Source organism: Mesorhizobium sp. B3-1-6, assembly GCF_006439555.1.
Classification (GTDB): Bacteria; Pseudomonadota; Alphaproteobacteria; order Rhizobiales; family Rhizobiaceae; genus Mesorhizobium.
Map to the genome: position 1 here is coordinate 143,391 of NZ_VFTM01000012.1, position 22,902 is coordinate 166,292.

General features: G+C 65.0%; 22 protein-coding genes and 1 pseudogene. 5 read left to right on the top strand and 18 right to left on the bottom strand.

What is annotated here, in order from left to right; genetic code table 11:
• Nucleotides 1–109: 109 nt before the first annotated feature.
• Entirely contained in the window at nt 110–2,491 is a 2,382-nt protein-coding gene (locus tag FJ414_RS13230; protein ID WP_140644818.1) for a polysaccharide biosynthesis tyrosine autokinase, read from the top strand.
• 10 nt (nt 2,492–2,501) lie between these two features.
• Here FJ414_RS13230 and FJ414_RS13235 read toward each other — a convergent pair whose 3' ends face one another.
• The 3 genes from FJ414_RS13235 to FJ414_RS13245 all read right to left on the bottom strand — a co-directional run bounded on the left by FJ414_RS13235 (nt 2,502) and on the right by FJ414_RS13245 (nt 6,476).
• Entirely contained in the window at nt 2,502–3,215 is a 714-nt protein-coding gene (locus FJ414_RS13235) for a metallophosphoesterase (protein ID WP_226892031.1), read from the bottom strand.
• A gap of 150 nt (nt 3,216–3,365) precedes the next feature.
• Entirely contained in the window at nt 3,366–4,445 is a 1,080-nt protein-coding gene (locus FJ414_RS13240; protein ID WP_140644820.1) for an acyltransferase, read from the bottom strand.
• Between the two features lie 123 nt (nt 4,446–4,568).
• Nucleotides 4,569–6,476: a propionyl-CoA synthetase gene (locus tag FJ414_RS13245; RefSeq protein WP_140644821.1), complete on the bottom strand. Its 1,908-nt coding sequence runs from the start codon at nt 6,474–6,476 to the stop codon at nt 4,569–4,571.
• A gap of 150 nt (nt 6,477–6,626) precedes the next feature.
• Here FJ414_RS13245 and FJ414_RS31440 point away from each other — a divergent pair, with 150 nt between their 5' ends.
• The 4 genes from FJ414_RS31440 to FJ414_RS13265 all read left to right on the top strand — a co-directional run bounded on the left by FJ414_RS31440 (nt 6,627) and on the right by FJ414_RS13265 (nt 9,042).
• On the top strand, nt 6,627–6,812 hold the full coding sequence (locus FJ414_RS31440; protein WP_181181604.1) for a hypothetical protein: 186 nt from the start codon (nt 6,627–6,629) through the stop codon (nt 6,810–6,812).
• Between the two features lie 531 nt (nt 6,813–7,343).
• Nucleotides 7,344–7,631, top strand: a complete 288-nt coding sequence (locus tag FJ414_RS13255; protein ID WP_140644822.1) for a PqqD family protein — start codon at nt 7,344–7,346, stop codon at nt 7,629–7,631.
• The gene (locus FJ414_RS13260; protein ID WP_140644823.1) at nt 7,631–8,062 is read left to right on the top strand and encodes a lasso peptide biosynthesis B2 protein; all 432 of its coding nucleotides are present in this window, start codon (nt 7,631–7,633) and stop codon (nt 8,060–8,062) included. The genes FJ414_RS13255 and FJ414_RS13260 overlap by 1 nt, the downstream gene beginning before the upstream one ends.
• Entirely contained in the window at nt 8,059–9,042 is a 984-nt protein-coding gene (locus FJ414_RS13265) for a serine kinase (protein WP_140644824.1), read from the top strand. The genes FJ414_RS13260 and FJ414_RS13265 overlap by 4 nt, the downstream gene beginning before the upstream one ends.
• Nucleotides 9,043–9,162: 120 nt before the next feature.
• On the opposite strand, the gene FJ414_RS13270 is transcribed toward FJ414_RS13265, so the two are convergent.
• The 15 genes and pseudogenes from FJ414_RS13270 to FJ414_RS13340 form a co-directional block, all read right to left on the bottom strand.
• A complete protein-coding gene (locus tag FJ414_RS13270) occupies nt 9,163–10,146 on the bottom strand; it encodes a formyltransferase family protein (protein WP_181181605.1) in 984 nt (327 codons plus the stop codon).
• A 7-nt stretch (nt 10,147–10,153) separates the two neighbouring features.
• Nucleotides 10,154–11,179, bottom strand: coding sequence for a nucleotidyltransferase family protein (locus FJ414_RS13275; protein ID WP_140644826.1), 1,026 nt, complete (start codon nt 11,177–11,179; stop codon nt 10,154–10,156).
• A 281-nt stretch (nt 11,180–11,460) separates the two neighbouring features.
• The gene (gene dhaK, locus FJ414_RS13280; RefSeq protein ID WP_140644827.1) at nt 11,461–12,447 is read right to left on the bottom strand and encodes a dihydroxyacetone kinase subunit DhaK; all 987 of its coding nucleotides are present in this window, start codon (nt 12,445–12,447) and stop codon (nt 11,461–11,463) included.
• Nucleotides 12,448–12,526: 79 nt separating this feature from the next.
• Nucleotides 12,527–12,958: a hypothetical protein gene (locus FJ414_RS13285; RefSeq protein WP_140644828.1), complete on the bottom strand. Its 432-nt coding sequence runs from the start codon at nt 12,956–12,958 to the stop codon at nt 12,527–12,529.
• A 7-nt stretch (nt 12,959–12,965) separates the two neighbouring features.
• Complete coding sequence (gene ptsP / locus FJ414_RS13290; protein WP_140644829.1) at nt 12,966–14,540, bottom strand: phosphoenolpyruvate--protein phosphotransferase; 1,575 nt, start codon at nt 14,538–14,540, stop codon at nt 12,966–12,968.
• Between the two features lie 41 nt (nt 14,541–14,581).
• Nucleotides 14,582–14,884, bottom strand: a complete 303-nt coding sequence (locus tag FJ414_RS13295) for an HPr family phosphocarrier protein (protein WP_140644830.1) — start codon at nt 14,882–14,884, stop codon at nt 14,582–14,584.
• Between the two features lie 19 nt (nt 14,885–14,903).
• On the bottom strand, nt 14,904–15,293 hold the full coding sequence (gene dhaM / locus FJ414_RS13300) for a dihydroxyacetone kinase phosphoryl donor subunit DhaM (RefSeq protein ID WP_140644831.1): 390 nt from the start codon (nt 15,291–15,293) through the stop codon (nt 14,904–14,906).
• On the bottom strand, nt 15,293–15,892 hold the full coding sequence (dhaL, locus tag FJ414_RS13305; RefSeq protein WP_140644832.1) for a dihydroxyacetone kinase subunit DhaL: 600 nt from the start codon (nt 15,890–15,892) through the stop codon (nt 15,293–15,295). Before dhaL ends, dhaM begins: the two co-directional genes overlap by 1 nt.
• Before the next feature lie 10 nt (nt 15,893–15,902).
• Nucleotides 15,903–17,543 (bottom strand): dihydroxyacetone kinase subunit DhaK, encoded by a 1,641-nt coding sequence (locus FJ414_RS13310; RefSeq protein WP_140644833.1) that lies wholly within the window; start codon nt 17,541–17,543, stop codon nt 15,903–15,905.
• A gap of 76 nt (nt 17,544–17,619) precedes the next feature.
• Nucleotides 17,620–18,633, bottom strand: a complete 1,014-nt coding sequence (locus tag FJ414_RS13315; RefSeq protein WP_140644834.1) for an ABC transporter ATP-binding protein — start codon at nt 18,631–18,633, stop codon at nt 17,620–17,622.
• Nucleotides 18,626–19,732, bottom strand: a complete 1,107-nt coding sequence (locus FJ414_RS13320) for an ABC transporter ATP-binding protein (RefSeq protein WP_140644835.1) — start codon at nt 19,730–19,732, stop codon at nt 18,626–18,628. Before FJ414_RS13320 ends, FJ414_RS13315 begins: the two co-directional genes overlap by 8 nt.
• Before the next feature lie 2 nt (nt 19,733–19,734).
• Nucleotides 19,735–19,938 (bottom strand): hypothetical protein, encoded by a 204-nt coding sequence (locus FJ414_RS13325; RefSeq protein ID WP_140644836.1) that lies wholly within the window; start codon nt 19,936–19,938, stop codon nt 19,735–19,737.
• Nucleotides 19,939–20,152: 214 nt separating this feature from the next.
• Nucleotides 20,153–21,103, bottom strand: coding sequence for a carbohydrate ABC transporter permease (locus tag FJ414_RS13330; protein WP_041001244.1), 951 nt, complete (start codon nt 21,101–21,103; stop codon nt 20,153–20,155).
• A complete protein-coding gene (locus tag FJ414_RS13335; protein ID WP_140644837.1) occupies nt 21,100–22,047 on the bottom strand; it encodes a sugar ABC transporter permease in 948 nt (315 codons plus the stop codon). The genes FJ414_RS13330 and FJ414_RS13335 overlap by 4 nt, the downstream gene beginning before the upstream one ends.
• Nucleotides 22,048–22,155: 108 nt before the next feature.
• Nucleotides 22,156–22,902, bottom strand: a pseudogene (locus FJ414_RS13340) (extracellular solute-binding protein); the annotation flags it as partial.

The following is a 22,902-nucleotide window of genomic DNA, read 5'->3' on the forward strand; positions in this document are numbered from 1 at the left end:
AGGGCCTTCCGGCCCGGCGCATCCTGGCAAGGACGTTGCGCGGTCTTTTCTGGTCACGACGCCGATCTACCAAGGCCGATAGCGCCTGCAACCTGGAATTGGACCGAAGATGAACTATGCCAACTTCCCTCTCGACAAGAGGATGCCGTTGCCCAGCACCGATCCGGAAAAGGGTGAAGACTTCATCGACATCGAGCGTCTGCTTGGCATGGCCGCCCGACAGGTCAAGGTGGTGGCGGTCTGCGCCATCATCGGCCTGTTCCTGGGCGTGATCTATCTGCAGACCACACCCAAGCAATATATGTCGGTGGCGAGCGTCCTGATCGATGAGGGCCTGAACAAGGTCGTCGACGATATCTCGGCGGCGTCGCAAACCATGCAGACCGACGCTTCGCTGCTCAGCCAGATCGAGATCCTGACGTCCGCGCGCCTTGCATCGGTGGTGGTCGACAAGCTGAAGCTCGACCAGAACGAAGCGTTCATGAACCCGCCGCAATCGGCTCTGGCCAAGGGCATCGGTTTCTTGCGCGGCGCGGTCGGCTATTTCCGCGGCAGTTCGGCCGATGACATCCCCGGCATGCAGAATGTCGACGAAGCGACGCGCCAGGCCATGATCAAGACGGCACGCCACGATTATGCCGTGCTGAAGCTGCAGAGCGAGGTGCTGGCGCAGCGCAACGGCCGCAGCTACGTCATTTCCATCGGCTACCAGGCGCCTGATCCTGCCTTGGCCACGGCCATCACCAAGGCCTATGCCGACGCCTATCTGGCCGACCAGCTCAATGCCAGCTTCGACGCCACCGAGCGCGCGGCCTTGTGGCTGCAGGGCCGGCTCACGGAGTTGCGCGAAAGCTCTCAGCAGGCAGCGATGGCCGTCGAGAAGTTCAGGGCCGAACATGGATTGTCCGCCAACAGCGACGGCCAGCTCTTGAGCGACAAGCAGCTCGCCGATCTCAACGCACAGCTCATCGTCGCCCAGGCCGATACCGCCAGAGCCAGCGCCCGCTACCAGCAATACAAGGCGATCGTCGACAGCGGCTCCGAAAGCGCCTTCAACGATTCGGCTATCGGCGCCGACCAGCCGAGCAGCTCGGTCATCATCGCGCTCAAGACCCGCTATCTGGCCGTCGCCAAGCGCCTGCAGGACGTCGAGACGAATTTCGGCAAGGATCACCCGCAGGCGATCGCGCTGGCCAAGGAAAAGGCCGATGTCTCGGCGCAGATCTTCGGCCAGCTGAAGCAGCTCACCGAAAGCTACCGCAACGATTTCGAGGTGGCGCAGGCGCGCGAGACGGCTTTGCGCGACAAGATTTCCACCGCCGCCGGCAAGAGCTCGATCGACAACCAGTCGCAGGTGAAGCTCAAGGAGCTCGACCAGCAGGCCCAGGCGCTGACCACGCTCTATCAGACCTTCCTCAGCCGCTATGAGGAAGCTTCGCAGCAGCAGTCCTTCCCGGTCGGCAAGGTCCGCATCATTTCCGACGCGACGATGCCGCTCGCGGCTTCCAGCCCGCGCACCTTGCGCGTGCTGGCGCTCTCGCTGGTGCTCGGCCTGATGCTTGGCGCCGGCTTCGGCGGCCTCAACGAGTTCAACGAGCGTTTCTTCAGGACGGGCGAGGACATTCGCGACCGCGTCGGCCTGAAATTCCTCGGTTATCTGCCGACGATCGGCGGCGGCAAGGCCAAGGATAGCAAAGCCGACGACCTGCCGGCCGACGGCAAGGTGGCCAGCCTTTCCGCGGCTGAGAGACGGGCGCGCATGCGCGTCAGCATCGACGCCCCGGCCTCGATGTTCGCCGAGACGCTGCGCAACGCCAAGATCGCCTTCGACGTGGTGATGGAAGACCGCGGCAGCCGGGTGATCGGCGTCATTTCGGTGCTGCCCGGCGAAGGCAAGTCGACGGTCGCCGCAAACCTTGCCGGCCTGCTCGCCGCCAACGGCGCCAAGACCCTGCTCATCGACGGCGACTTGCGCAATCCTGGCTTGAGCCGCAGCCTCGGCATGGAGGCCGAGCAGGGCCTGATGGAAGCGGTGGTCAACGGCCAGACCTGGCAGTCGGTCGGTAAGGTCGACCGCCAGACCAAGCTCGCGATCATTCCCGCCGTGCTGCGCGGCCAGTTCTCGCACACCAGCGAGCTTCTGGGCTCGGCCGGCATGCGGCGCTTCATCGATAACGCCAAGGAGACGTTCGAGTACATCATCGTCGACCTGCCGCCGCTCGGCCCCGTCGTCGACGCCAAGGCTTTCGCGCCGCTGGTCGACGGCTTCGTGCTGGTCACCGAATGGGGCCGCACGCCACGCAACATGGTGCGCTCGATGCTGGAATCCGAGCCCTATATGGCCAACAAGGTGATCGGCGCGGTGCTCAACAAGGTCGATTTGAAGAAGCTGGCCAAATACGGCTCGCTCGGTGGCTCGGAAAGGTTCTTCGACCGCTATTCGACCTATTATCTAGACAAGTCGGAATCGCGCGCCAAACAGGCTGCGTGACGCGCCGTCTTCAATCTCTTGAAGACAGCAGCCGGCCGTATTTGCCGACGATCCTGAGCGCGGTCAGCCGCCCGGTTTGGAAGGCGCCGGTGTCGATGTCGAGCCGGCGCCCGTCGAGCGTCGGAACCTCCACGACCGTGTGTCCGTGCACCACCCAGCGGTCGAGACGGTGCGCAGCCTCGAAGAACTCCTCGCGGATGTTGAGGAGGTCGCTCTCGTCCTGCGCCTCGAGCGCGATACCGGGCCGGATACCGGCATGGACGAAGACGAAATGCTCGGAGCAGACCATTATGGGCAACGTGCGCAGGAAGTCGACATGGCCGGCGGGAAAGGCCTCGCGTATATGCGCGTCCGTCCGTTCGCTGGAACCGTAGAGGCTTGCCAGGCGGTCCGGATCGATGCCGTAGGAGAACAACGTCTCGCGCCCGCCATAGCCGAGCCAGGTCTCACGCGAGAGATAGCCATCCAGATAGAGGAGCAGCGCGACCTCGTGGTTTCCCACCAGGCAGACGCGCAGGAACCCTCTCGGCGGCGGCGCCATCAGATGGTCGACCACGCGCCGCGAGTGCGGCCCGCGGTCGATATAGTCGCCCAGCATGATGATGATCTTGCGGCCGCTGAACCGCTGCGCATCGAGCTGGATCTTTTGCTCCAGCGCGCGCAGTTCGTCGTGGCAGCCATGCACGTCGCCGATCGCGTAGACGACCGTGTCGCGCATGTCCATGACGAGGCGCTCGCGTGGCGCGGGTCGAGGGCGTCTCGATCGTTGGAAAAGATTCACGGATTGAGGCTCGGCTATTTGCACTGATCTGCGCCTCGATATCATGCCGAATGCAAACAATTCCACACCGGCGCGCGATCGGCAGTCGCGTCGTCAGGCGGCCTTCAACCGATAGCGGAACAGCGTGTAGTCCAAGAGCCGCCGGATCCGCGGCTCGGCCTCGGCCGCGATCAGCCAGCTCACCGCGATCATGGCGGAGCCGACAACCGGAATAGCGGCCAGATAGGGCACGCCGGCGCGCGTCAGGGCGCCGAGCATCGCCGCGCCGACGACATCGTGGATGAGATAGAGCGGATAGGTCATCAGTCCGATCCGCCGCCAACCGCGCCAGGACAGGTCTAGGCGCAGCGACCACGCCATCAGCGCCACCGCCGCGAGGAAGACGACGATCGGCGCCGTGTAAGGCATCGCGGCTTCCACCTTGACGCTGTGCACGTCGACCGAGCTCGCGATCTGCAATGCGCCCCCGAACAGGAACAGGGCCGCGAAGGCAAGCCGCGGCAGGGTTATCGCCTTGAAGCGCATCAGCCACAGGAGCACGCCGACGGCGAAGAACGCGCCGTGATGCACCAGAGCCAGCTGCAGCCAGCGCGTCTCGGCGAGAGCGGTCCAGCCGAAGGCGAAATAGGCGCACCAGAACAATGTGCTGGCGAGGCCGATGACGATGGCCACTATCTCCATCAGGTCGAATCGGCCGAACCGCAGCAGGACCCAGACGATGGCATAGAACGCAATCTCGATACCGAGCGTCCAGTAGACGCTGTCCACCCAGGGTTCGAAGGGCACGAACAGCCCGGTGCGGACGAGGCGGATCACGGCGTCCGTCGGCCAGGAGAGGCCGACAGCGAGCAGGACGATGGCGGAGATCGGCGCGCAGATCCAGACCGCCGGCATCAGCCGCCGGAAGCGCGCCTCGAAGAATTTCAGCGGCGTGGAATTCTCGGCGCTGAAGGCGATGACGAAACCGCTGATGACGAAGAACACCTGCACGCCGACCCAGCCGGAACCGGCGAAGGCCATTTCGGGATGCGGCGGGATGCCGCCGGTGGCGCGCGCCGAAACGCCGTCGGGGAAGGCCCAGACCCAGAAGCCATAATGATAGAACATCACCATGACGGCAGCCAGGAAACGCAGGATGTCGACACCGCCGAATGTCGTCTTGTGCTGAGCCATGCCGCGCCTTCGGTATGGCCCCCCAACGCAAACTTTAAAGTCTATTGCTGCGCTGCACAACAAGCGATTGCAGTGCGGGACAAATTCGTGAATTCTTCCTTAACGCGGCCGTCTGCTTGGCGACTACACCCCGATGCCGCGGCCCTTCAGCGCCGCCGTGATCTCGTCGAGAATGGCGGGATCGTCGATGGTCGCCGGCATTGTCCATTCCTCCTTGTCGGCAATCTTCTGCATCGTGCCGCGCAGGATCTTGCCGGAGCGGGTCTTGGGCAGCCGCTTGATCGTCACCACCGTCTTGAAGGCGGCAACCGGTCCGATCCGCTCGCGCACCAGCCCCACCACCTCGCTTTCGATCGCGCCGGTATCGCGCGACACGCCGGCATTGAGCACGACGAAGCCGAGCGGCACCTGGCCCTTCATGGCATCGGCAATGCCGATGACCGCGCATTCGGCGACATCGGGATGGGCCGCCAGCACCTCCTCCATGGCGCCCGTCGAGAGCCGGTGGCCGGCGACGTTGATGATGTCGTCGGTGCGGGCCATGACATAGAGATAGCCGTCCTCGTCCATCATGCCGGCGTCGGCCGTCTTGTAGTAGCCGGGGAACTCTTCGAGATAGGCCTGGCGGAAGCGGGCGTCGGCGTTCCACAGCGTCGGCAGGCAGCCGGCGGGCAATGGCAGCTTGACCACGACATTGCCGAGCGTGCCGCGCGGTACTTCGTGGCCGGCATCGTCGAGGATGCGGATGTCGTAGCCCGGCATCGGCACGCCGGGCGAGCCGTATTTCACCGGCAACAGCCCGAGCCCCGCCGGGTTGATCGTCATCGGCGAGCCGGTCTCGGTCTGCCACCAATGGTCGATCACCGGACGGTCGAGCTTCTGCTCGGCCCATTTGATGGTTTCGGGGTCGGCGCGCTCGCCGGCCAGGAACAGGGCGCGAAATTTCGACAGATCGTATTTCGGCACGAATTCGCCCTTGGGATCCTGCCCTTTGATGGCGCGGAAGGCGGTCGGCGCGGTGAACAGCGCCACCACGCCATGCTCAGCGATCACCCGCCAGTAGGTGCCGGCATCCGGCGTGCCGATCGGCTTGCCCTCGAACAGCACGCTGGCGCAGCCATGCAGAAGCGGCCCGTAGACGATATAGGAATGACCGACCACCCAGCCGACGTCGGAGGCAGCCCAGAACACTTCGCCGGGCTTCACGCCGAACTCGTTGTCCATGGTCCATTTCAGCGCGACCATGTGGCCGCCATTGTCGCGCACGATGCCTTTCGGCTGGCCGGTCGTGCCGGAGGTGTAGATGATGTAGAGCGGGTCGGTAGCCAGCACCGGCACGCAGTCGACATTGGCGCCGGCCGCACGTTCACGCGCCACCGCGTCCGCATAGTCGAAGTCGTAATTGTCCTTCATCTCGCAGCGCAGTTGCTCGCGCTGCAGGATGAGGCAGGCGTCGGGCTTGTGCTTCGACATCTCGATCGCCTTGTCGAGCAACGGCTTGTAGGCGACCACGCGTCCCGGCTCCAGCCCGCAGGACGCGGTGATGATCAGCTTCGGCTTGGCGTCGTCGATGCGGGTGGCAAGCTCATGCGAGGCGAAGCCGCCGAACACCACCGAATGCACGGCGCCCAGCCTCGCGCACGCGAGCATGGCGATCGCAGCTTCCGCCACCATCGGCATGTAGATGATGACGCGGTCGCCCTTGCCGATGCCGCGATGCCTCAGCACCGAGGCAAGCGCGACGACCTCGCGCTTCAATTCGGCATAGGTGAATTTCCGGATCGTGCCGGTGATGGCGCTGTCATGGATCAGCGCCAGCTGGTCGGCGCGTCCGCCGGCGACATGGCGGTCGATTGCGTTGTAGCAGGTGTTGCAGGTGGCGCCGATGAACCAGCGGCCATAGACGCCTTCCGCCGGATCGAAGACCTTTTCGGCTGGTGTGTACCAGTCGATGGCCTTCGCCGCCTCGGCCCAGAACCCTATGGGGTCGTTTTTCCAGCCCTCATAGACTTCGCGGTAGCGTGAGGCCATGTGGTCTTCCTCCCCAGGAATAGCTTTCATCAACCGGCAAATAGCCTAAGCCGGTTCCGCAGGCCATGTCTTCCTGCATTTTGGTCCACTCCGCTCTCGCCTTGCCGGCCAATACGCGGCACCGTCGGGTTTCGGCCGAAGGAGAGGGAGATGAGAGATTTGCCTGCCGTGGCGCTCGGCCTGTGCGTCGTGTTTGCCGGCGCGGCGACACACGCGGGCGATGGGCCGCGCGGCGCATCATCGGCTTCTCGCTGGATGCTGCAGAGTCAGGACGGCAGGCCGATGAAGGTGCTGCACGAGGTCAAGGCCGTGCCTGGTTCGCGCGCACCTGCCTGACATCCTGCAGCCTGTCGGTGATCTATGAGTTCGCGCCCAAGGGCAAGCCGGTGGCGATTGCCGCGCTGGTCCAGCGCTCAGCCAGGGCTTCGAAGGCCGCGACCGCCGCTTCATGGCGGTGACGGGCCAACTGCCTTGATCGCCAGGTCCTGGTCGCTCAGACAAGGGCCAAACGATTCTTCCGCCCTCTCGCGAGAGCGCCGTTTATGCCTGGTCCGCGATATCAGCCGGCTTAGAGCGGTAGCGCCGCCAGCATCAGCCCGACGCCGCCGGCGATCAAGATGGCCGCCGCAAGCGCCTTCCGATGGCGCTCGAACGCCGTCGGAGCCCGTTCCCAATTGTAACGCATACACATCACTCCCCAAAGCCCGGCGGACTCATAGCTTACCCAAGGGCAGGAAGGCAAGACTTCGCTAATATTCGTCCCGCGACGGGCAAGGCCTGCCGAGCTATCGTCCCCTTCGCCACCCCACAGCGATGGACAGCCTTGCTGTGCCGCGCTAATTGCTCTTAAGCGAAGGGAGCGGGCGGATGGCGGAAATCGGCTCTGAAACGGTGCTGCGCATGGCGGACGATGCGTCCGTGCAGCATGTCGGCGATGGCGCCGTCGTGCTTCTGGCGCGCAGCGGCCAGCTTTACACCTGCAACGACACGACCGAGGCTTTCCTCGACAAGGTGAACGGTGCGCGCAACCTCGACCAGATCGTCGACCTGCTGTCGGACGAGTTCGAGGTCGACAAGGCAACGCTCGACCAGGACATGGCCGAATTGGCCGCCGAACTGGTGGCCGAAGGCATCCTCGCCGACCCGGGCGCGTGATGGCCGACGGCCCTGCCCTGCGCATCCTGTTCCGCGTCCATTTGTGGCTCAGCGCCCGGCTGATGCCGGTGCTGGTCGGGCGGCGCGATTTCGAAGGTGTGTTGAAACTGGCGCCGCTGCAGTCGCCGGCGCCCTATCGTGACTTGCCCTGGACCTACATCGTCCACCGCGTCAAGCGAACGGTGCGGCGTCCCTGGCTGATGCGCGACCGCAGGTGCCTTCGGGAAGGCCTGCTCGGTTTTCGCTTTCTGCGCATGGCCGGCCTTGATGCGGAGCTGCGTTTCGGCGTCGATGCCAAGTCGATGAACGAGCCTCGCCTGTCGGCGCATTGCTGGGTCTGCCTCGACGACAAGCCGGTGGTCAGCGACAGCCAGCCCGGCATGGTGGAGATCTACCGCCACCCGGCCAGGATGAAGGCGCCAGCCGCTTGAGCGACCAGACTTTCCGCTACGACCTCAACGGTCAGGTTCTGGGCATCACCGCCGCGCGTGCCGATCTGTGGCCGAGCTTCGACCTGATGCTCGGCGCCTTGCGTGTGGACGAGCCTGTCCAGCCCGGCTTTCGCGTCGACATCGTCGAAACGCTTGAGTTGCACGAGAACCCCGAAGGAAAGCTGGCTTTCGACGGCGAAGTGCCGGTGGACGGCCATTGCCGCATGATCGACGCCGGAAGCGTCTTCCATCTCGTCTTCCCAGGCCAGCAGACCGTGTCGATCCACGACGGCGGGGGCCAGGCCGAAATCCGTCTTCATCCGGACAGCAAGATCAAGTGGACCCTGCTGATGATGGTGCTGGACGCAGCGCTCGACGCGGACGGCCAGCATATGCTGCACACCGCAGGCCTCACCTTGCCTGGAAAGGACGGCCTGGTTCTCATTCATGCGCCAAGCGGCACAGGCAAGTCGACCACATCGCTCGCGCTTGCGTCGCGGGGCTTCGGCCTCTGCTCGGACGACGTGATGATCCTCAACGCAAGCGGGCAGGGCATCACCGCCTGGGGCATGCCGCGCAGGGTGAAGGTCCACCGCAACACGGCGGCGATGCTGCCCTTCGTGGCGCCTTGCCTGGGCGAAAAATGGGACACCGAGGGCGAGCAGTCCGTTTCGCTGGACCGCCTCGGCAAAATCATCCGCGTCGAGGATGTGCGCGCCAGACCCGTCGCCGCGCTCCTGCATCTTGCGCGTTCGGCAGGCACCGAGACCCGGCTGCTGCCGATGGCCAGGACCGACGCCATGGTGGCTTTGGCCACGGACAATGTGCGGACCGGCATGACCGGCCTGCTGTCGCTGCAGAAAAGGCGCATGGCGATGATCGCCGCCCTGGTGAAGGCGGTGCCGACCTTCACGCTCGAAGTCGGGGCAAGTCCCGCCGATGCGGCCGCGTTGATCCAGGCTGCGCTTGAGGCGTGTTAGAGCAATTCCAGGAAAGTGTGAGCGGCTTTGCGTCCGGGAATTGCGACAAAACAAAAGCCTAGAGCATGATCCCGAAAAGTGGGAACCGGTTCTCGGAGAAGATCATGCTCCAACAAAGAGTTAGCCCTTCGCGCCGAAACGCCGGATGTGGAAGGATCGCTGTTCCCGCGGGGCCTGGCGGGGTTTCGACTGCCATCGCAACAACAGCCTGGACAGCTTGTTGTAGCCCAGATGGACGACGCGCGCGTCGGCGCAGTCGAACTCCACCAGCCCCCATCGGCATTTCGCCGCTTCGCCGCTGGGTGGTCCCAGGCGACGGACCGGCTGGGCCAGCCGGACCGGTCTTCCATTGATCAGCACACTGACCGGAACACTCGACCCGACGATCCGGCACAGCCGCGCGACATGGTCGCTTGACGATTGCGTGCCGACGATCAACGGGCCCTGATCGATCTGCGCCCAGACATATGCCCCATCCGGCTGGGGCAATCCGGCAAGCCCGTTACGGCAAAACTCGGGCGCAATATCCGCCGCGAGCGCAGCCATCGCGTCGGCCAGGGCACGGTTCACCGTTGCGGCCGAATGCCAGTCCTCTGCTGCAAAGCCAACCTGCGCGAGGATGTCGCCCTCGTCGAAGCCGGACGTCATCTTGTGCAAGGTCACGCCGCCATGGGCTTCATGCATCTGGTCGATAACCAGCCGGTGAATCGGATGCGGGCCGCGATAGTGCGGCAGAAGCGCGGGATGCAGGTTGAGGCCGCCGTTTGGAAACAGCTCCAGCACGGTTCGCGGGATCAGCTTGCCATATCCGAAACAGATCAGAAGATCGGCGCCGAGCACGTCGAGCTCCCGCCCGAGCGTATCCCAGTCGTAGGGCGGGCTGAATTCGATCAGCCGGGGCATGGCGTGTCTGGGATGAAATACCAACGCAAACCGTCGCCGCAGGCGACGGCGCAGGACACTGAAGCTGAAGCGTTTGCCGGCACGTGGGCCCGGCACGACCACGGCGGCGATGCCGTGGCCGCCATTTGCCCAGCGCGCAAGCATGGGCGCGGTGACGGGAGAAACCTCGGTGACGAACACGGCCGAGAGCGGTTTCTCCATCCCAGGCTCAGGCTGGATATGGTCGCGGCCGCGCCAGCCTCTGCACCCAGCGGAAGGCATCGCGGCTGAGGCGCGAGCGTAGCTTTTCGCGGGAATTGACCCGAAGCAGCATGTTGCCGGTGATGAGCCATTTCGCCAGCCGTATCGAGAGGTCAGGCTTGATGCGGTTGGCAAGCTCGATCGCGCGTGGCGCGCCGAACAGGCGTCCGGTGACGTTGAGGACCGTGGCCAGCTCAAGCTCGATGCCGGTCATGCGGGCGGCCTCGAGCAGCCGCGTTTCCTCCTCCGGCGATTTCAGCCCCCGCACGCCTTGCAGCACGTCGACGCAGAGCTGCAGCCGGTGGAATTTGTGGCCGCCGGCGGCATGGACGATGGCGATGGTGAGCAGCGCGGCCGGCGTGTCGGTTTCGCCGTCGTCGATAGCCTGCAATTCCCGAAACCCGAGCGACAGGCGCCGGCGCATACCGGTGTCGTGCACCAGATCGCCATGCAACTCGATCAGCAGGCTGGAGTTCTCTTTCTCCAGCCATTTGAACTCCTGCAATTCATGCGACTCGGCCTCGTCGCTGCCGAGCTCGAAGCCGCATTCGCCGATGGTCTTGTTGGCTTCCTCGATGCTGGCGGGGTCGACGAGAATGTCGATGTCGGTGAAGGGACGGTCCGCAACCTGGCGATAAAGCTTGCGTGCGAAAACCGGTCCCTTGACGATCCGGGCCGGCACGCCTTTCGCCGCCAATGCCTTCATGATGCGGTCGCCATGGTACTGCAACAACATCGACTGACCGGTCGCCATCGTCGCTTCATCGCGCAACTCCGACAATTTCAGCTGCAAGGCTGTGTCCTGCGGCAGTTGAGCGTCGCCGACTTCCCTCAGTTTGCGCAGCATGATCGGCAGCACGCCATGGAACTCCGCATTGGCGAGCAGCGCCAGCAGGGTTTTGGCCGCAAGGCCATTGCCCGCGGCGGCCGATGCCTCGGGGTCGGCGAAGGTCAGCAGCAGTTTCTCATCGGCAGGCGCAAGAGAAGGCAGCATCGATCTGGTCGAGATTCGTCCATGGAAGACAGATATGGCGAACATGGTTGCAGAAAAGCATCAGGGATGCCAGCAGCGCGAGGGCAAACCCCGCGCATGAATTGACAGTGCGAATAGCTTTGCCGCATTCTCACAAGCTGGAGTCGGAGGGCACGAAAATGACCAAGAAGCAATATCAAGCACCGGTGCTGCGCAAGGTGGGCAAGCTGTCCGCTGTCGTCGCTGGCCCGTCAAAGGTGGTCTAGGCCATCAATCCGCAGCTTCAGCTCGGCTGAAACCGCTTACATCCCCCAGCGCAGCGTCGCCGTGTGAACCGGCGCGTCCCAAAGTGCTGACGTTTCGTTATCCAGCATGGTCAGCGTGATCGAGCATCCCGCCATGTCGAGCGAGGTCACATAGGACCCGACCAGCGAGCGGACAACCGTCACGCCCTGTTTCTCGAACATTCTGCGGGCGCTGTTATACATCACATATAGCTCCATCGACGGCGTGCCGCCGAAGCCGTTGACGAACAGCAGCGCCGGTCCTTTGGCCCGTTCGCCGAGGTCGCCGGCAATCGCGGCGCAGACCTCCTCGGCGATGGCATCGGCGCTCTTCAGCGTGTCGCGCCGCCGGCCGGGCTCGCCGTGGATGCCGACGCCGAATTCCATCTCGCCGTCGCCGATCTCGAAGGTCGGCTTGCCGGCGGCGGGCACCGTGCCGCTGGTCAGCGCCACACCCATCGAGCGCGTCGCGGCATTGACGCGGTCGCCCAGCGCCTTGAGCGCGGGCAGCGGCATGCCTTGCTCGGCCGCCGCGCCGACGATCTTTTCCACCACCAGCGTGCCGGCGACGCCGCGCCGCCCGGTCGTGTAGGACGAGTTCTCGACCGCGACGTCGTCATTGGTCACCACCTGCAGCACGCCGTCCGCCATCTCGGCCGCCATGTCGAAATTCATCACGTCGCCTTCGTAGTTCTTGACGATGAACAGGCAGCCGGCGCCGGTGTCGACGGCCTCAACGGCCGCGAGCATCTGGTCGGGCGTCGGTGAGGTGAAGACCTGGCCGGGGCAGGCGGCGTCGAGCATGCCATGGCCGACAAAGCCGCCATGCAGCGGTTCGTGACCGGAGCCACCGCCCGAGATCAACGCCACCTTGCCTGGCTTCAGTTCCCTGCGGCGGATGAACTTGTGCTCCTCGCCGAGCACGAGGATGTCGGCATGAGCCGCCGCAAAGCCATCGAGGCTCTCGGTCAGGACCGTGTCCACCGAATTGATGAATTTCTTCATGGCAGTCCTCCCGACGGTCTTTAGTTTACGCAATTCCGAACGGAAAACCGCCACACACTTTTCCTGGAATTGCTTTTGCTCAGCCGCTGCTCTTGCCGGCGATGCTGGTTATCTTCTGGATGAATTCGTTGATCGCCCGGTCGAGCGCGGCGTTCTGCCTGTCGTCGCCGAAATCCGGCACGATGAGCGAGACATGGCGTGTCTTGCGCGGACCGGAAGCCGCGGGCACTTTGCCGGGATGCGCCTGGTGATAGGCGGCCATGAACTGGTCGCGCTCGGCCTGGCTGAAGTGGCAGACGGAAAAGATGGACGGCAGATGCTTTGACGGGATCGGGATCGAATAGGCCGGGCTGGAAATTTGCGTGACGAAGCTGCGGTGCTTGCCGAGCGCATCGGCAAGGCGCTGGCGCATGCCCGAAGGGCGCTGGTCGATGACCTGCGACAGGATCGTCTTGTAGGCGCGGATCGCCTCTTCCGAGCCTGTTTCCGGTATCTTCTCGGTCCTGCCCATGCCGCGCCTACACCGGCACGTCCGCGATGGCCGCCTTGGCCATGGCGAGTTGCGCGGGGGCGACCGACAGGTCGCGCAGGCCCGCTTCGAGCAGCGCCGGGATGGCTGCCGGATCGCCGCCCGCGTCGCCGCACAGGCTGACCGGGATACCTCTTTCCCGCCCGAAGGCGGTGACCGCAGCGATCAGCCGCAGCACCGCCGGGTGACGGACGGAGTTGAGATGCGCCACGGCTGAGTTGTCCCGCGCGGCCGCCATCACATATTGCGTCAGATCGTTGGAGCCGATCGAGAAGAAGGCGACATCGGCGAAGGCTTCCGGCGCCAGTGCGACGGACGGCACCTCGACCATGATGCCGAGCGGCGGCAGCCTGTGCGCGACGGCCTGCGCGGCAAGCGCCGCCTGTTCCCCGGCGAACAGCGTGGCGGCTTGGCTGTACTCGTCGGGCGTGGCGATCATCGGGAACATCACCTTCAGATTGCCGTGGATGGCGGCGCGCAGCAATGCCCGTATCTGTACGCGGAAGATATCGCGCCGCGCCAGCGACAGCCTTATGCCGCGCAAGCCGAGAAACGGATTGGTTTCCTCGACCGTGAAACCCGGTATTGGCTTGTCGCCGCCGGCGTCGACGGTGCGGATGGTCACCGGCTTGTCGCCGGCCCAGTCCAGCACCTTGCGGTAGGCACGGTATTGCGTCTCCTCGTCCGGCAGCGTCTTGCCGAACAGGAATTCGGTGCGCATCAGGCCGACGCCGTCGCAGCTTGCGATATCGATGCCGTCGACGTCGGACGGGTAGGCGATGTTGACCTGGACGCGCACCGTGGTGCCGGCCTTGGTCACCGCCGGCTCCGTCAGGAATGTCCGCGCCGCGCCCTGCCGGTCGGCGAAGGCGGAGGCGGATTGCCGGAAGGCTTCGATCTCGGCCGGCGACGGCGAGAAAACGATCCCGCCGCGCTCGGCATCGAGCAGCGCCGCGCCGGTGAGCGGTCCAGCCGGGATGTCGAGACCGACGACCATCGGCACGCCGCGCGAGCGCGCCAGCATGGCGACATGGCTGGCGGTGCTGCCACGCTTGAGCGCAATGCCGCCGCCTTTGCTCCAATTGGTTTCGAGAAAACGCGTCGGCGCGATGTCCTCGCCATAGAGGATCGCGCCCGGGGGCGCCGCGGCCTCGCTGTCCTCGCTCAGCGCGCGCAGCACCTGATCGCGAATGTCGCGCAGATCCGCCGCGCGGGCGCGGAAATAGTCCTGGTCCGACGCTTCGTAGCCGGCGACTTCGCCGTCCAGCGCCGCGCGCCAGGCGGCGTCCGCCGCCTGCCCGGAACCGATCGCCGCGAAGGCCGGACCGCTCAGCGCGTCGTCCTCCAGCATGGCGATGTGGAATTCGAGGATGCCGGCGGCGTCGCCGTCGGCGGTTTCGATCAGCGCCGCCAGCCGGCCGACGGCCTTGCCGATCGCCACTTCCAGCGCAACCTTCTCTTCCGCCGCGCCCGCCTTGGCTTCGTAGCCGGCCGGAGACTGGTCGAGATCGAACAGCGGGCCTTCGGCGTAACCGGGGGAGGCGGGAATGCCGTCAATCCGCATGGCTCGCTTTCCTTGCGGGCCTATGGGCATGCGGATCCGTCTCAAGCGGACCTGGCATGATCCGCGTCCTCGTCAAAGTCACGCTGCACCAGATCGACCAGCGCTTTCACCGCCTGGACCGCGCCGTCACCCTTGGCGCGGATGTGCAGCATGGTCCCTTTCGGCGCCTTCGCCGCCATCACCTTGACGATGCTCTTGGCGTCGAACCAGGGACCGTTTGCAGCCACCGCCACTTCCACCTCGGCCGCGAACGACTTCGCGAGCTTGGTGAACTTCACCGAAGGGCGCGCGTGCAGGCCCACGGCGTGGGTGATCAGGACCGTTGCTTCGGCGGATGCGGACATTCAGTCGGTTCCCGTTCGTTCACGCCGGCGACAGTTCATGCGCCGTCGCCACCACTTCCTTGAGCGAGGCGCCGCCAGAGGATTCGGTCGCCGCCATCACCGCGCCTTCGACGATCGGCGCGTTGCAGACGACTATTCTGTGGGAGCGCGGCTCGCCGATCATCTCGACCGCCATCTCCGAATTGGTCTCGGCGCCGCCGAGATCGACAAGTATGGCGACGCCCGCTTCCGACCAGGCTTTGTCGATCGCATCCATGATCGCCTCGACGCTGGTGCCGAGCCCGCCATGGCCGTTTCCACCGCACCATGCAAGCGGCACTTCGTCGCCTACCATCTGGCGCACCATGTCGGCCGTGCCCTCGGCGACCAGGGGGGAATGCGACACGATGACGATCCCGACATTGCTCATCAAATACCCTCTATCGCTTCCGCGACTGCGCGCACCAGCAGCGCGGTCGAGCGCGCTCCGGCGTCCATATGCCCGATCGAGCGCTCTCCCAGGAAGGAAGCGCGTCCGCGCAGGGCCTTCATCGGCACCGTGGCTTCCGCCGCCTTGTCGGCCGCATTGGCGATTTCGGTGGCCGTCTTGCCTTGCGTCAGCGCCTCATACACCGGCTGCAGCACATCGAGCATGGTTTTTTGTCCCGGCTGCGATTTGCCGCGCACCGCGACCGCCTCGATCGCCTTGCCCAGCGCCGCGGCCAGCCCGTTTCGATCGGGTGCTGCCGGCATGTCCTTGCCGAGCGCCATGAACAACGTGCCGAACAGCGGCCCGGAGGCGCCACCGACGGTCATCACCAGCTTGGTGCCGACCGCCTTCAGCGCCTCGGGCAGCGGCTTGGCCGAAAAGGCGTCCGCCTCGGCGCGCACGGCCTCGAAGCCGCGCTTCATGTTCAGCCCGTGGTCGCCGTCGCCGATCGCCTGGTCGAGCGCGGTCAGTTCCTCGGCATGCGCCGCGATCGTATCGGCCGCCGCCGCGATCAGTCTGGAGAAATCGGCTGCGGCCATTTTCTGTCCTTCATGCCGGGGCAAACAGCGCCGCCATAGCAGCGAAGACTTCGGCCACCGCGAAGGCGCCGGGATCCGCAACGTCGAGCTGCCTGCCGATATAGGCGGAACGGCCGGCCTTCGCCTTCCGCATCGCGGCGGTTGCCTCGGCGCCTTGCCGCGCCGCTTGTGCCGCCGCTTCCAGTCCGGTCGCGTCGAGAACCCGCAGCGCCGGCTCCAGCGCATCGACCATGGTGCGGTCGCCGACCTTGGCGCCGCCATAGAAAGTCATCCGGTCGAGCCCGGCGAGCAAGGCTTTGCTGACCGACGCGCCGGCGCCGAGAGACTGCGACGCGGCGGTGAAGAAGATCGACAACAGCACGCCGCTGGAACCGCCCATCGACGTGCCCAGCGTATCGCCGAGCGCGGCGGCGGTCGCGGCGCGATCGGCAAGCGGCAGCGTCTCGATGCGCTCGAGGATGCTGCGCGCCCCGGTCGCCACGGTCGAGCCGGTGTCGCCATCGCCTGCCTTGGCGTCGAGCGCGTTGAGCGGCTCTTCCAGCGAGATCAGCCTTTGGCAGACGGCTCTGATCAGCCGCTCGGCGGCCGCATCGTGGCTAGCTGGCTTTGTGGCTGTGCCGATGGCGGGCTTGGCCATCGCCACGACGACCGGCGCGCGAACCGGCTTCGCCGGCAGCCAGGCATGCGGGCCGACGGGCGCGAGCAGCGCCGCCTCGCGCTCGGCGTCCAGCTTGATCAGCGACAGCGAGAAGCCGTTCATGTTGAGCGCCGTCATCAGATGCCCGGGGCCGATCGTCAGCGCCACGGCCTTGCAGAGCGGCGAGGCGAGCACCGCATTGGCGATCAAGGACATTTCGAGCGGCGGCACCGAGCCGAGATTGTTGATCAGCAAGGCATAGCGGCTGCCGGTGTCAAGCCGCGCGGCGAGGCGCTCCGCCATGATGGCGACGAATGCGCCGGCGCTCTGCAGGGCGATGCGCTCGACGCCCGGCTCGCCATGGATGCCGAGGCCAAGCTCGCCGTCCTCGGTGCCGAAGCGCTCCTCATGCGCCTGTCCGGGGATCGAGCAGGAGGACAGTGAGATGCCGAGCGAAAAGATGTCCTTCGCCGCCGCGCGCGCCGCGGCCGCGACCGACGCCAGGTCACGGCCGCTTTCGGAAAGATGCCCGGCGATCTTGTGCACGAACAGCGTGCCGGCGACCCCGCGCGGCTGCACGATATCGGGCAGCGCGATATCGTCGCCGACGATCGCCATCTCGACCGCAAGGCCCTCGGCGCGCGCCTTCTCCGCGGCCAGCCCGAAATTGAGCCGGTCGCCGGTGTAGTTCTTGACGATCAGCAGGCAGCCGGCGGGCCCGGTCGTGGCGCGGATCGCCGCCAGCACCGCCTCGACGCTCGGCGAGGCGAAGATCTCGCCGGAGACGGCCGCCGTCAGCATGCCGGCGCCGACGAAGCCGGCATGCGAGGGTTCATGCCCGGCGCCACCACCGGAAACGATCGCCACCTTCGTCTTGTCCCAGTCGGCGCGCAGCACGACCTTGATCTCGGGATAGCCGTCGAGGCGGGCGAGCGCGCCCGATCCCGCCGTGGCGAGGAAGCCGTCGAGCGCTTCGGTGACGATCGTGTCCTTGCGGTTGAAAAAGTGCTTCATGGATTTCGTCCAGTCCGTATCTGCGGTCGTCGATAGGTGTGCGAATAAGGCGGGAGGCGGCTACATCAGTCCCCCGCTACATCAATCTTTGCCCGTCCGAGCCGAAATAGAGCGGCGCCATGTAGCGGATCGTCACCTTGTCCCCCTTTGCGAGCGGCGTGTCGGGATCGGTCAGCGTCACCAGCTTCTTCGCTCCCACGGTCACATGCAGGTGGTTCTGGTCGCCGAGATGCTCGACCGAGTCGACCACGCCGTCGGCATGGCCGTTCATCGCCTTCTCGATCGCGAGATGCTCGGTGCGGGCGCCGATCATCGCCGTTCCGGTCGGCGCGCCGCCGTCGGGCAGCAGCCCGGCCGGCAGGAGGTTGATCGCCGGCTGGCCGAGGCGCGCCGCGACATGAAGGTTTGCCGGCTCCGAATAGATCGCGCGCGGCGTGCCGATCTGCACCAGCACGCCGTCGGCGAGGATGCCGATGCGGTCGGCCATGGTCATCGCCTCGATCTGGTCGTGCGTGACATAGAGCATGGTGGCGCCGAGCTCGGACTGGATCCGCTTCAACTCGAGCCTGAGATCGGCGCGCAGCTTGGCGTCGAGCGAGGACAGCGGCTCGTCCATCAGGTAGATCGCCGGCTTGCGCACCAGGGCGCGGCCGATGGCGACGCGTTGCATCTCGCCGCCCGACAGTTTCGTCGAGCGGTTGTCGAGCTTGTGGTCGATGCGCACCATGCGCGCCACTTCCTCGACGCGGCGCCGCACCGCCTCCTCCGGAAAACGCCGCGCCGGAGAGCGCAGCGGGAAGGCGAGGTTGTCGAACACCGAAAGATGCGGATAGAGCGAATATTGCTGGAAGACGAAGGCGGTGTCGCGCTCGGCCGGCGACAGCGCGGTCGCGTCATGGCCGCCGATATGGATCGTGCCGCTGTCCGGCCGCTCCAGCCCGGTGACCAGCCTCAGCGTCGTCGTCTTGCCGGCGCCGGTCGGACCGAGCAGCACGACGAATTCGCCGTCCTTGATGGCAAGGTCGAGATCGTTGATCGCGACGGTGTCGCCGAAACTCTTGGTCACGCCCTTGATATGGACATCAGCCATGGCGCGCCTCCACTGCTTGATCATGCATGGCGGTCCTGACCGCACGTCCGGAGCCCTTTTCGAATAGCGACAACCGGGCGCTGCTCAAGGCCAGTCCGACCTGTTCGCCGGGGCTGAGATGGATGCCGGCCGGCACCCGCGCCTTGATGATGCCGTCGGCTGTCTCGACCGCGACGATCTGCGTGGTGCCGAGATATTCGGTGCCGTAGATGGCGCCGCGCAGCTTCGAGGCATCGTCGAAGCGGATGTGCTCGGGCCGGATGCCGAGCGCCATGTCGGCGGGTTCGATGTCCTCGCGGACTTCCGGCACCGCCACCTTGGCGCCCTGCACGACGACCTCCTTCGCGCCCCTGGCAAGCCCGCCGCCGAACTTCAGGAAATTCATCGGCGGCGAGCCGATGAAATCGGCGACGAACATCGTCGCCGGCCGGTCGTAGATCTCGCGCGGCGTGCCGAACTGCTCGATGACGCCATGGTTCATCACCGCTATTTTGTCGGCCATGGACATGGCTTCCATCTGGTCGTGCGTGACATAGACGGTCGTGGCGTGGATGCGGTTGTGCAGCTCGCGCAGCTCATGCACCATCAGGTCGCGGAACTCGGTATCGAGCGTGCCGAGCGGCTCGTCCATCAGGAAGCATTTCGGCCGCCGCACGATGGCGCGGCCGAGCGCGACGCGCTGGCGGTCGCCGCCGGCGAGGCCGGAGACCGACTTGTCCAGCAGATGGTCGATGCGCAGCAGCTTGGCGGTCTCCTCGACGCGGCTGCGGATCTCGGCCGACGCCATGCCCTGCGCCAGCAACGGAAAGCCGATATTCCGGCGCACGTTCATATGCGGGTAGAGCGCGAAGAGCTGGAAGACGAAGGCGATGTCGCGCTCACGCGCCCGGCGCATGGTGACGTCCTCGCCGCCGAGCAGGATCTTGCCGCCGGTAGGCAGCTCGAGGCCGGCGATCATGCGCAGCGTCGTCGTCTTGCCGCAGCCGGACGGCCCGAGCATGACGAAGAACTCGCCGTCCTCGACGACGAAATTGGAATCCTGCACGGCGACGAATGCGCCGAAGGCTTTCCTCAGGTTCTGAACACGGATCTCGGCCATCGTTATTCCGGGAATTTCGAGACGATGATGAACATGACCGTGCCGGCAAGCATGGTGATGAAGGAATAGGTGTAGAGCGACAGCGCGAAGGGCTGGAACAGCATCAGGAAGCCGATCGCGATGACTGCGGTCGCGATGTTTTCCATCAGGCCGCGCCTTGCCCAGCGGGGCCAAGAGGAGCGCTTGGAGACAACGGTGCGGCTCATGCGTTCCTCGCTTCCTTCTCGTTCAAGGGGAGAGATGGTTGCCAGGTGGTTCCCCCACTCCGTGGCTGCTTCGCAGCGCCACCTCTCCTTCCTCCAGAGGGAGAGGAAGGGAGCCTGGCTGAATGAAGTTCGCGCCCTTCCTCTACCCCGGCGATCGGGGCAGAGGTGTCGAGCGAAGCTCGACGGAGTGGGGGTCGACTTATTCCCACACTGCTCATTTGCGCACCGCGCCGAAGGTGATGCCGCGCAGGAGCTGCTTGCGCAGCAGAATGGTGAAGACGAGGATCGGCACCAGGAAGATGGTCGTGCCCGCCGCCACCGCCGGCCAGTCCTGGCCGCCCTCGCCGATGATGGTCGGGATGAAGGGCGGCGCTGTCTGCGCCGTGCCGGAGGTCAAGAGCGCTGCGAATGCATATTCGTTCCAGGCAAAGATCAGGCAGAAGATGGCGGTCGCCGCGATGCCGGTGGTCGCCTGCGGCAGCACGGTGCGCCAGAAGGCCTGCAGCCGCGTATAGCCGTCGATCATCGCGGCCTCTTCGTACTCGCGCGGGATCTCGTCGATGAAGCCCTTGAGAAGCCACACGGCCAAAGAGACGTTGACCGCGGTGTAGAGCAGGATCATGCCGAGCGCTGTGTCGGAGAGTCCGAGCTCGCGATACATCAGGTAGATCGGGATCGCCACCGCGATCGGCGGCATGAAGCGCGTCGACAGGATGAAGAACAGAAGGTCGTCGGCCAAAGGCACCTTGAAGCGTGAGAAGCCATAGGCCGAGAGCGTGCCGAGGAACACTGCGCAAAAGGTCGAGCCGAAGGCGATGATCAGCGAGTTGACGAAGCGCGGCAGGAAGTTCGATGGCCCGGCGATCACCATGTTGCGCTTGCGCACGGTCTCGTCGCAGAAGCCGGTCGCCGGCCCGAGCGAGTTGATGTATTCCGGCGTCTGCCGGGTGCGGGTGGTGAACAGGTTGCAATAGCCCTCGATGCTCGGCTGGAAGACGATCTTCGGCGGGTAGGCGATCGAATCCGGCGGCGTCTTGAAGCTGGTGGCGAAGATCCACAACAGCGGCACGATCGAGATCAGCGCATAGGCTATGATGATCGTGCCGGCGATCAGCTTCGCGTTCGACGAGGGTGCTACGACGGAATGGGCGGTGGTCAGGCTCATCTCTGCTTCACCTTGTTGAGCGCCTTGACGTAGATGTTGGCGAGGCCGAACACCGCTACGAACAGGATGATGGCGAAGGCCGAGGAATAACCGGTGCGCCAGCTCTCGAAGGCCTGCCGCTTCAGCGTGATCGAGGCGACTTCCGTGGTCGAGCCGGGTCCGCCGCCGGTCAGCAGGTTGACCATGTCGAACATCTTGAAGTTCTCGATGCCGCGGAACAGCACGGCCAGCATGATGAAGGGCAGCGCCATCGGCAGCGTGATCGACCAGAATTGCCGCCAGTTGGAGGCGCGGTCGACCTCGGCCGCTTCATAGATGTATTCGGGGATCGAGCGCAGGCCGGCGAGGCAGATCAGCATGACGTAAGGCGTCCACATCCAGGTGTCGACGATGATGATTGCCCACGGCGCCAGTTCGACATTGGACAGCATCTGGACATTCGTCGGCGGAATACCGGTGACGAAGGAGATGACATAGGAGAACAGCCCGATCTGCGGCTCGTAGAGGAAGCGCCAGAAATTGCCGACCACAGCCGGCGACAGCATCATCGGCACCAGGATGATGGTGGTCCAGAAGGCGTGGCCACGGAACTTGCGGTCGATCAGCCAGGCCAGCGTGAAGCCGATGACGGTCTGCAAGAGGATCGTCCAGAACACGAAATGTGCCGTCGTCTGCATGGCGATCCAGATGTCCTGGTCGCCGAGGATGCGCTGGTAATTTGCGAGCCCGAGGTTCTTCACCACCTCGTTGGGGCGGTTGGCGCGATAATTGGTGAAGGAGAGATAGATCGCCCAGAACAGCGGGAAGATGTTGATGGCCAACAGCAAAAGGATCGTCGGCGAGATGAACAGCCAGGCGAGGCCCTTGTCGCTGATGCCCCGGATCTTCTTGGCCAACGGCTCCGGCGTCGCCCGGGCAACGTTGTCCGCAGTCCGATTGAGCATGGTAAGTCCTGCTTCGGTCACGGGTAAGTCTCGGCTATGGAATTTATCTGAACTGCGTCCCGTGCCAAGGGCAGCACGGGACGCGTCGATGTTGCTCGGGAGGAGCGGTTACATCTTGCCGTCGTCCTGGAACACCTGCGTCCAGTCCTTGACGAGACCGTCAAGCGCGTCCTTGGCCGAGCCCTGGCCGGCCACGACATAATCATGGAAGCGCTTCTGCGAGGCCTGCAGCAGCGGCGCGTAGCTGGGTTCGGCCCAGAAGTCCTTCACGATCGCCATCGAGTCGAGGAAGGCCTGCGCATAGGGCTGGCTGGACGGGAATTTCGGGTCCTTGACCACCGAGTTCAGGCAGGAATAGCCGCCGAGCGACCACCACTTGGCCTGCACGTCCTTGTTGGCGAACCACTTGATGTATTTCAGCGCCGATTCCTGCTTGTCGGAGTAGGAAACCACCGAGATACCCTGGCCGCCGAGCTGCGCGAACTGGGCGCCGTCGGGACCCTTCGGATTGACGAAATAGCCGATCTTGTCGCCACCGACATTCTCGTCCTTCTGCAGGCCGGGCCAGGTGAAGGCGAAGTTCATATGCATCGCCACCTGGCCGGATTTGAAGGCGTCGACGCCTTCGCCCATGTAGCTGTTGGAGGCGCCGGGCGGCGTGCAGCAATCATAGAGCGACTTGTAGAATTCCAGCCCCTTCACCGATTTCTCGGAGTTGACGAAGCCTTCCATCTCGTAGGGCTTCTTCGGGTTCTCATACTGGAAGCCATAGCTGTAGAGCACGTCCATGGCGCCCATGGTGATGCCTTCCGAGCCGCGCTCGATCCCCGAATACATCTATGAAGCGGCCGAGGT

Coding starts and splice junctions, on each gene's coding strand:
- FJ414_RS13230 (WP_140644818.1), top strand. CDS start 110: ATGAACTATGCCAACTTCCCTCTCGACAAGAGGATGCCGTTGCCCAGC.
- FJ414_RS13235 (WP_226892031.1), bottom strand. CDS start 3,215: ATGGACATGCGCGACACGGTCGTCTACGCGATCGGCGACGTGCATGGC.
- FJ414_RS13240 (WP_140644820.1), bottom strand. CDS start 4,445: ATGGCTCAGCACAAGACGACATTCGGCGGTGTCGACATCCTGCGTTTC.
- FJ414_RS13245 (WP_140644821.1), bottom strand. CDS start 6,476: ATGGCCTCACGCTACCGCGAAGTCTATGAGGGCTGGAAAAACGACCCC.
- FJ414_RS31440 (WP_181181604.1), top strand. CDS start 6,627: ATGAGAGATTTGCCTGCCGTGGCGCTCGGCCTGTGCGTCGTGTTTGCC.
- FJ414_RS13255 (WP_140644822.1), top strand. CDS start 7,344: ATGGCGGAAATCGGCTCTGAAACGGTGCTGCGCATGGCGGACGATGCG.
- FJ414_RS13260 (WP_140644823.1), top strand. CDS start 7,631: ATGGCCGACGGCCCTGCCCTGCGCATCCTGTTCCGCGTCCATTTGTGG.
- FJ414_RS13270 (WP_181181605.1), bottom strand. CDS start 10,146: ATGGAGAAACCGCTCTCGGCCGTGTTCGTCACCGAGGTTTCTCCCGTC.
- FJ414_RS13275 (WP_140644826.1), bottom strand. CDS start 11,179: ATGCTGCCTTCTCTTGCGCCTGCCGATGAGAAACTGCTGCTGACCTTC.
- dhaK (WP_140644827.1), bottom strand. CDS start 12,447: ATGAAGAAATTCATCAATTCGGTGGACACGGTCCTGACCGAGAGCCTC.
- FJ414_RS13285 (WP_140644828.1), bottom strand. CDS start 12,958: ATGGGCAGGACCGAGAAGATACCGGAAACAGGCTCGGAAGAGGCGATC.
- ptsP (WP_140644829.1), bottom strand. CDS start 14,540: ATGCGGATTGACGGCATTCCCGCCTCCCCCGGTTACGCCGAAGGCCCG.
- FJ414_RS13295 (WP_140644830.1), bottom strand. CDS start 14,884: ATGTCCGCATCCGCCGAAGCAACGGTCCTGATCACCCACGCCGTGGGC.
- dhaM (WP_140644831.1), bottom strand. CDS start 15,293: ATGAGCAATGTCGGGATCGTCATCGTGTCGCATTCCCCCCTGGTCGCC.
- dhaL (WP_140644832.1), bottom strand. CDS start 15,892: ATGGCCGCAGCCGATTTCTCCAGACTGATCGCGGCGGCGGCCGATACG.
- FJ414_RS13310 (WP_140644833.1), bottom strand. CDS start 17,543: ATGAAGCACTTTTTCAACCGCAAGGACACGATCGTCACCGAAGCGCTC.
- FJ414_RS13315 (WP_140644834.1), bottom strand. CDS start 18,633: ATGGCTGATGTCCATATCAAGGGCGTGACCAAGAGTTTCGGCGACACC.
- FJ414_RS13320 (WP_140644835.1), bottom strand. CDS start 19,732: ATGGCCGAGATCCGTGTTCAGAACCTGAGGAAAGCCTTCGGCGCATTC.
- FJ414_RS13325 (WP_140644836.1), bottom strand. CDS start 19,938: ATGAGCCGCACCGTTGTCTCCAAGCGCTCCTCTTGGCCCCGCTGGGCA.
- FJ414_RS13330 (WP_041001244.1), bottom strand. CDS start 21,103: ATGAGCCTGACCACCGCCCATTCCGTCGTAGCACCCTCGTCGAACGCG.
- FJ414_RS13335 (WP_140644837.1), bottom strand. CDS start 22,047: ATGCTCAATCGGACTGCGGACAACGTTGCCCGGGCGACGCCGGAGCCG.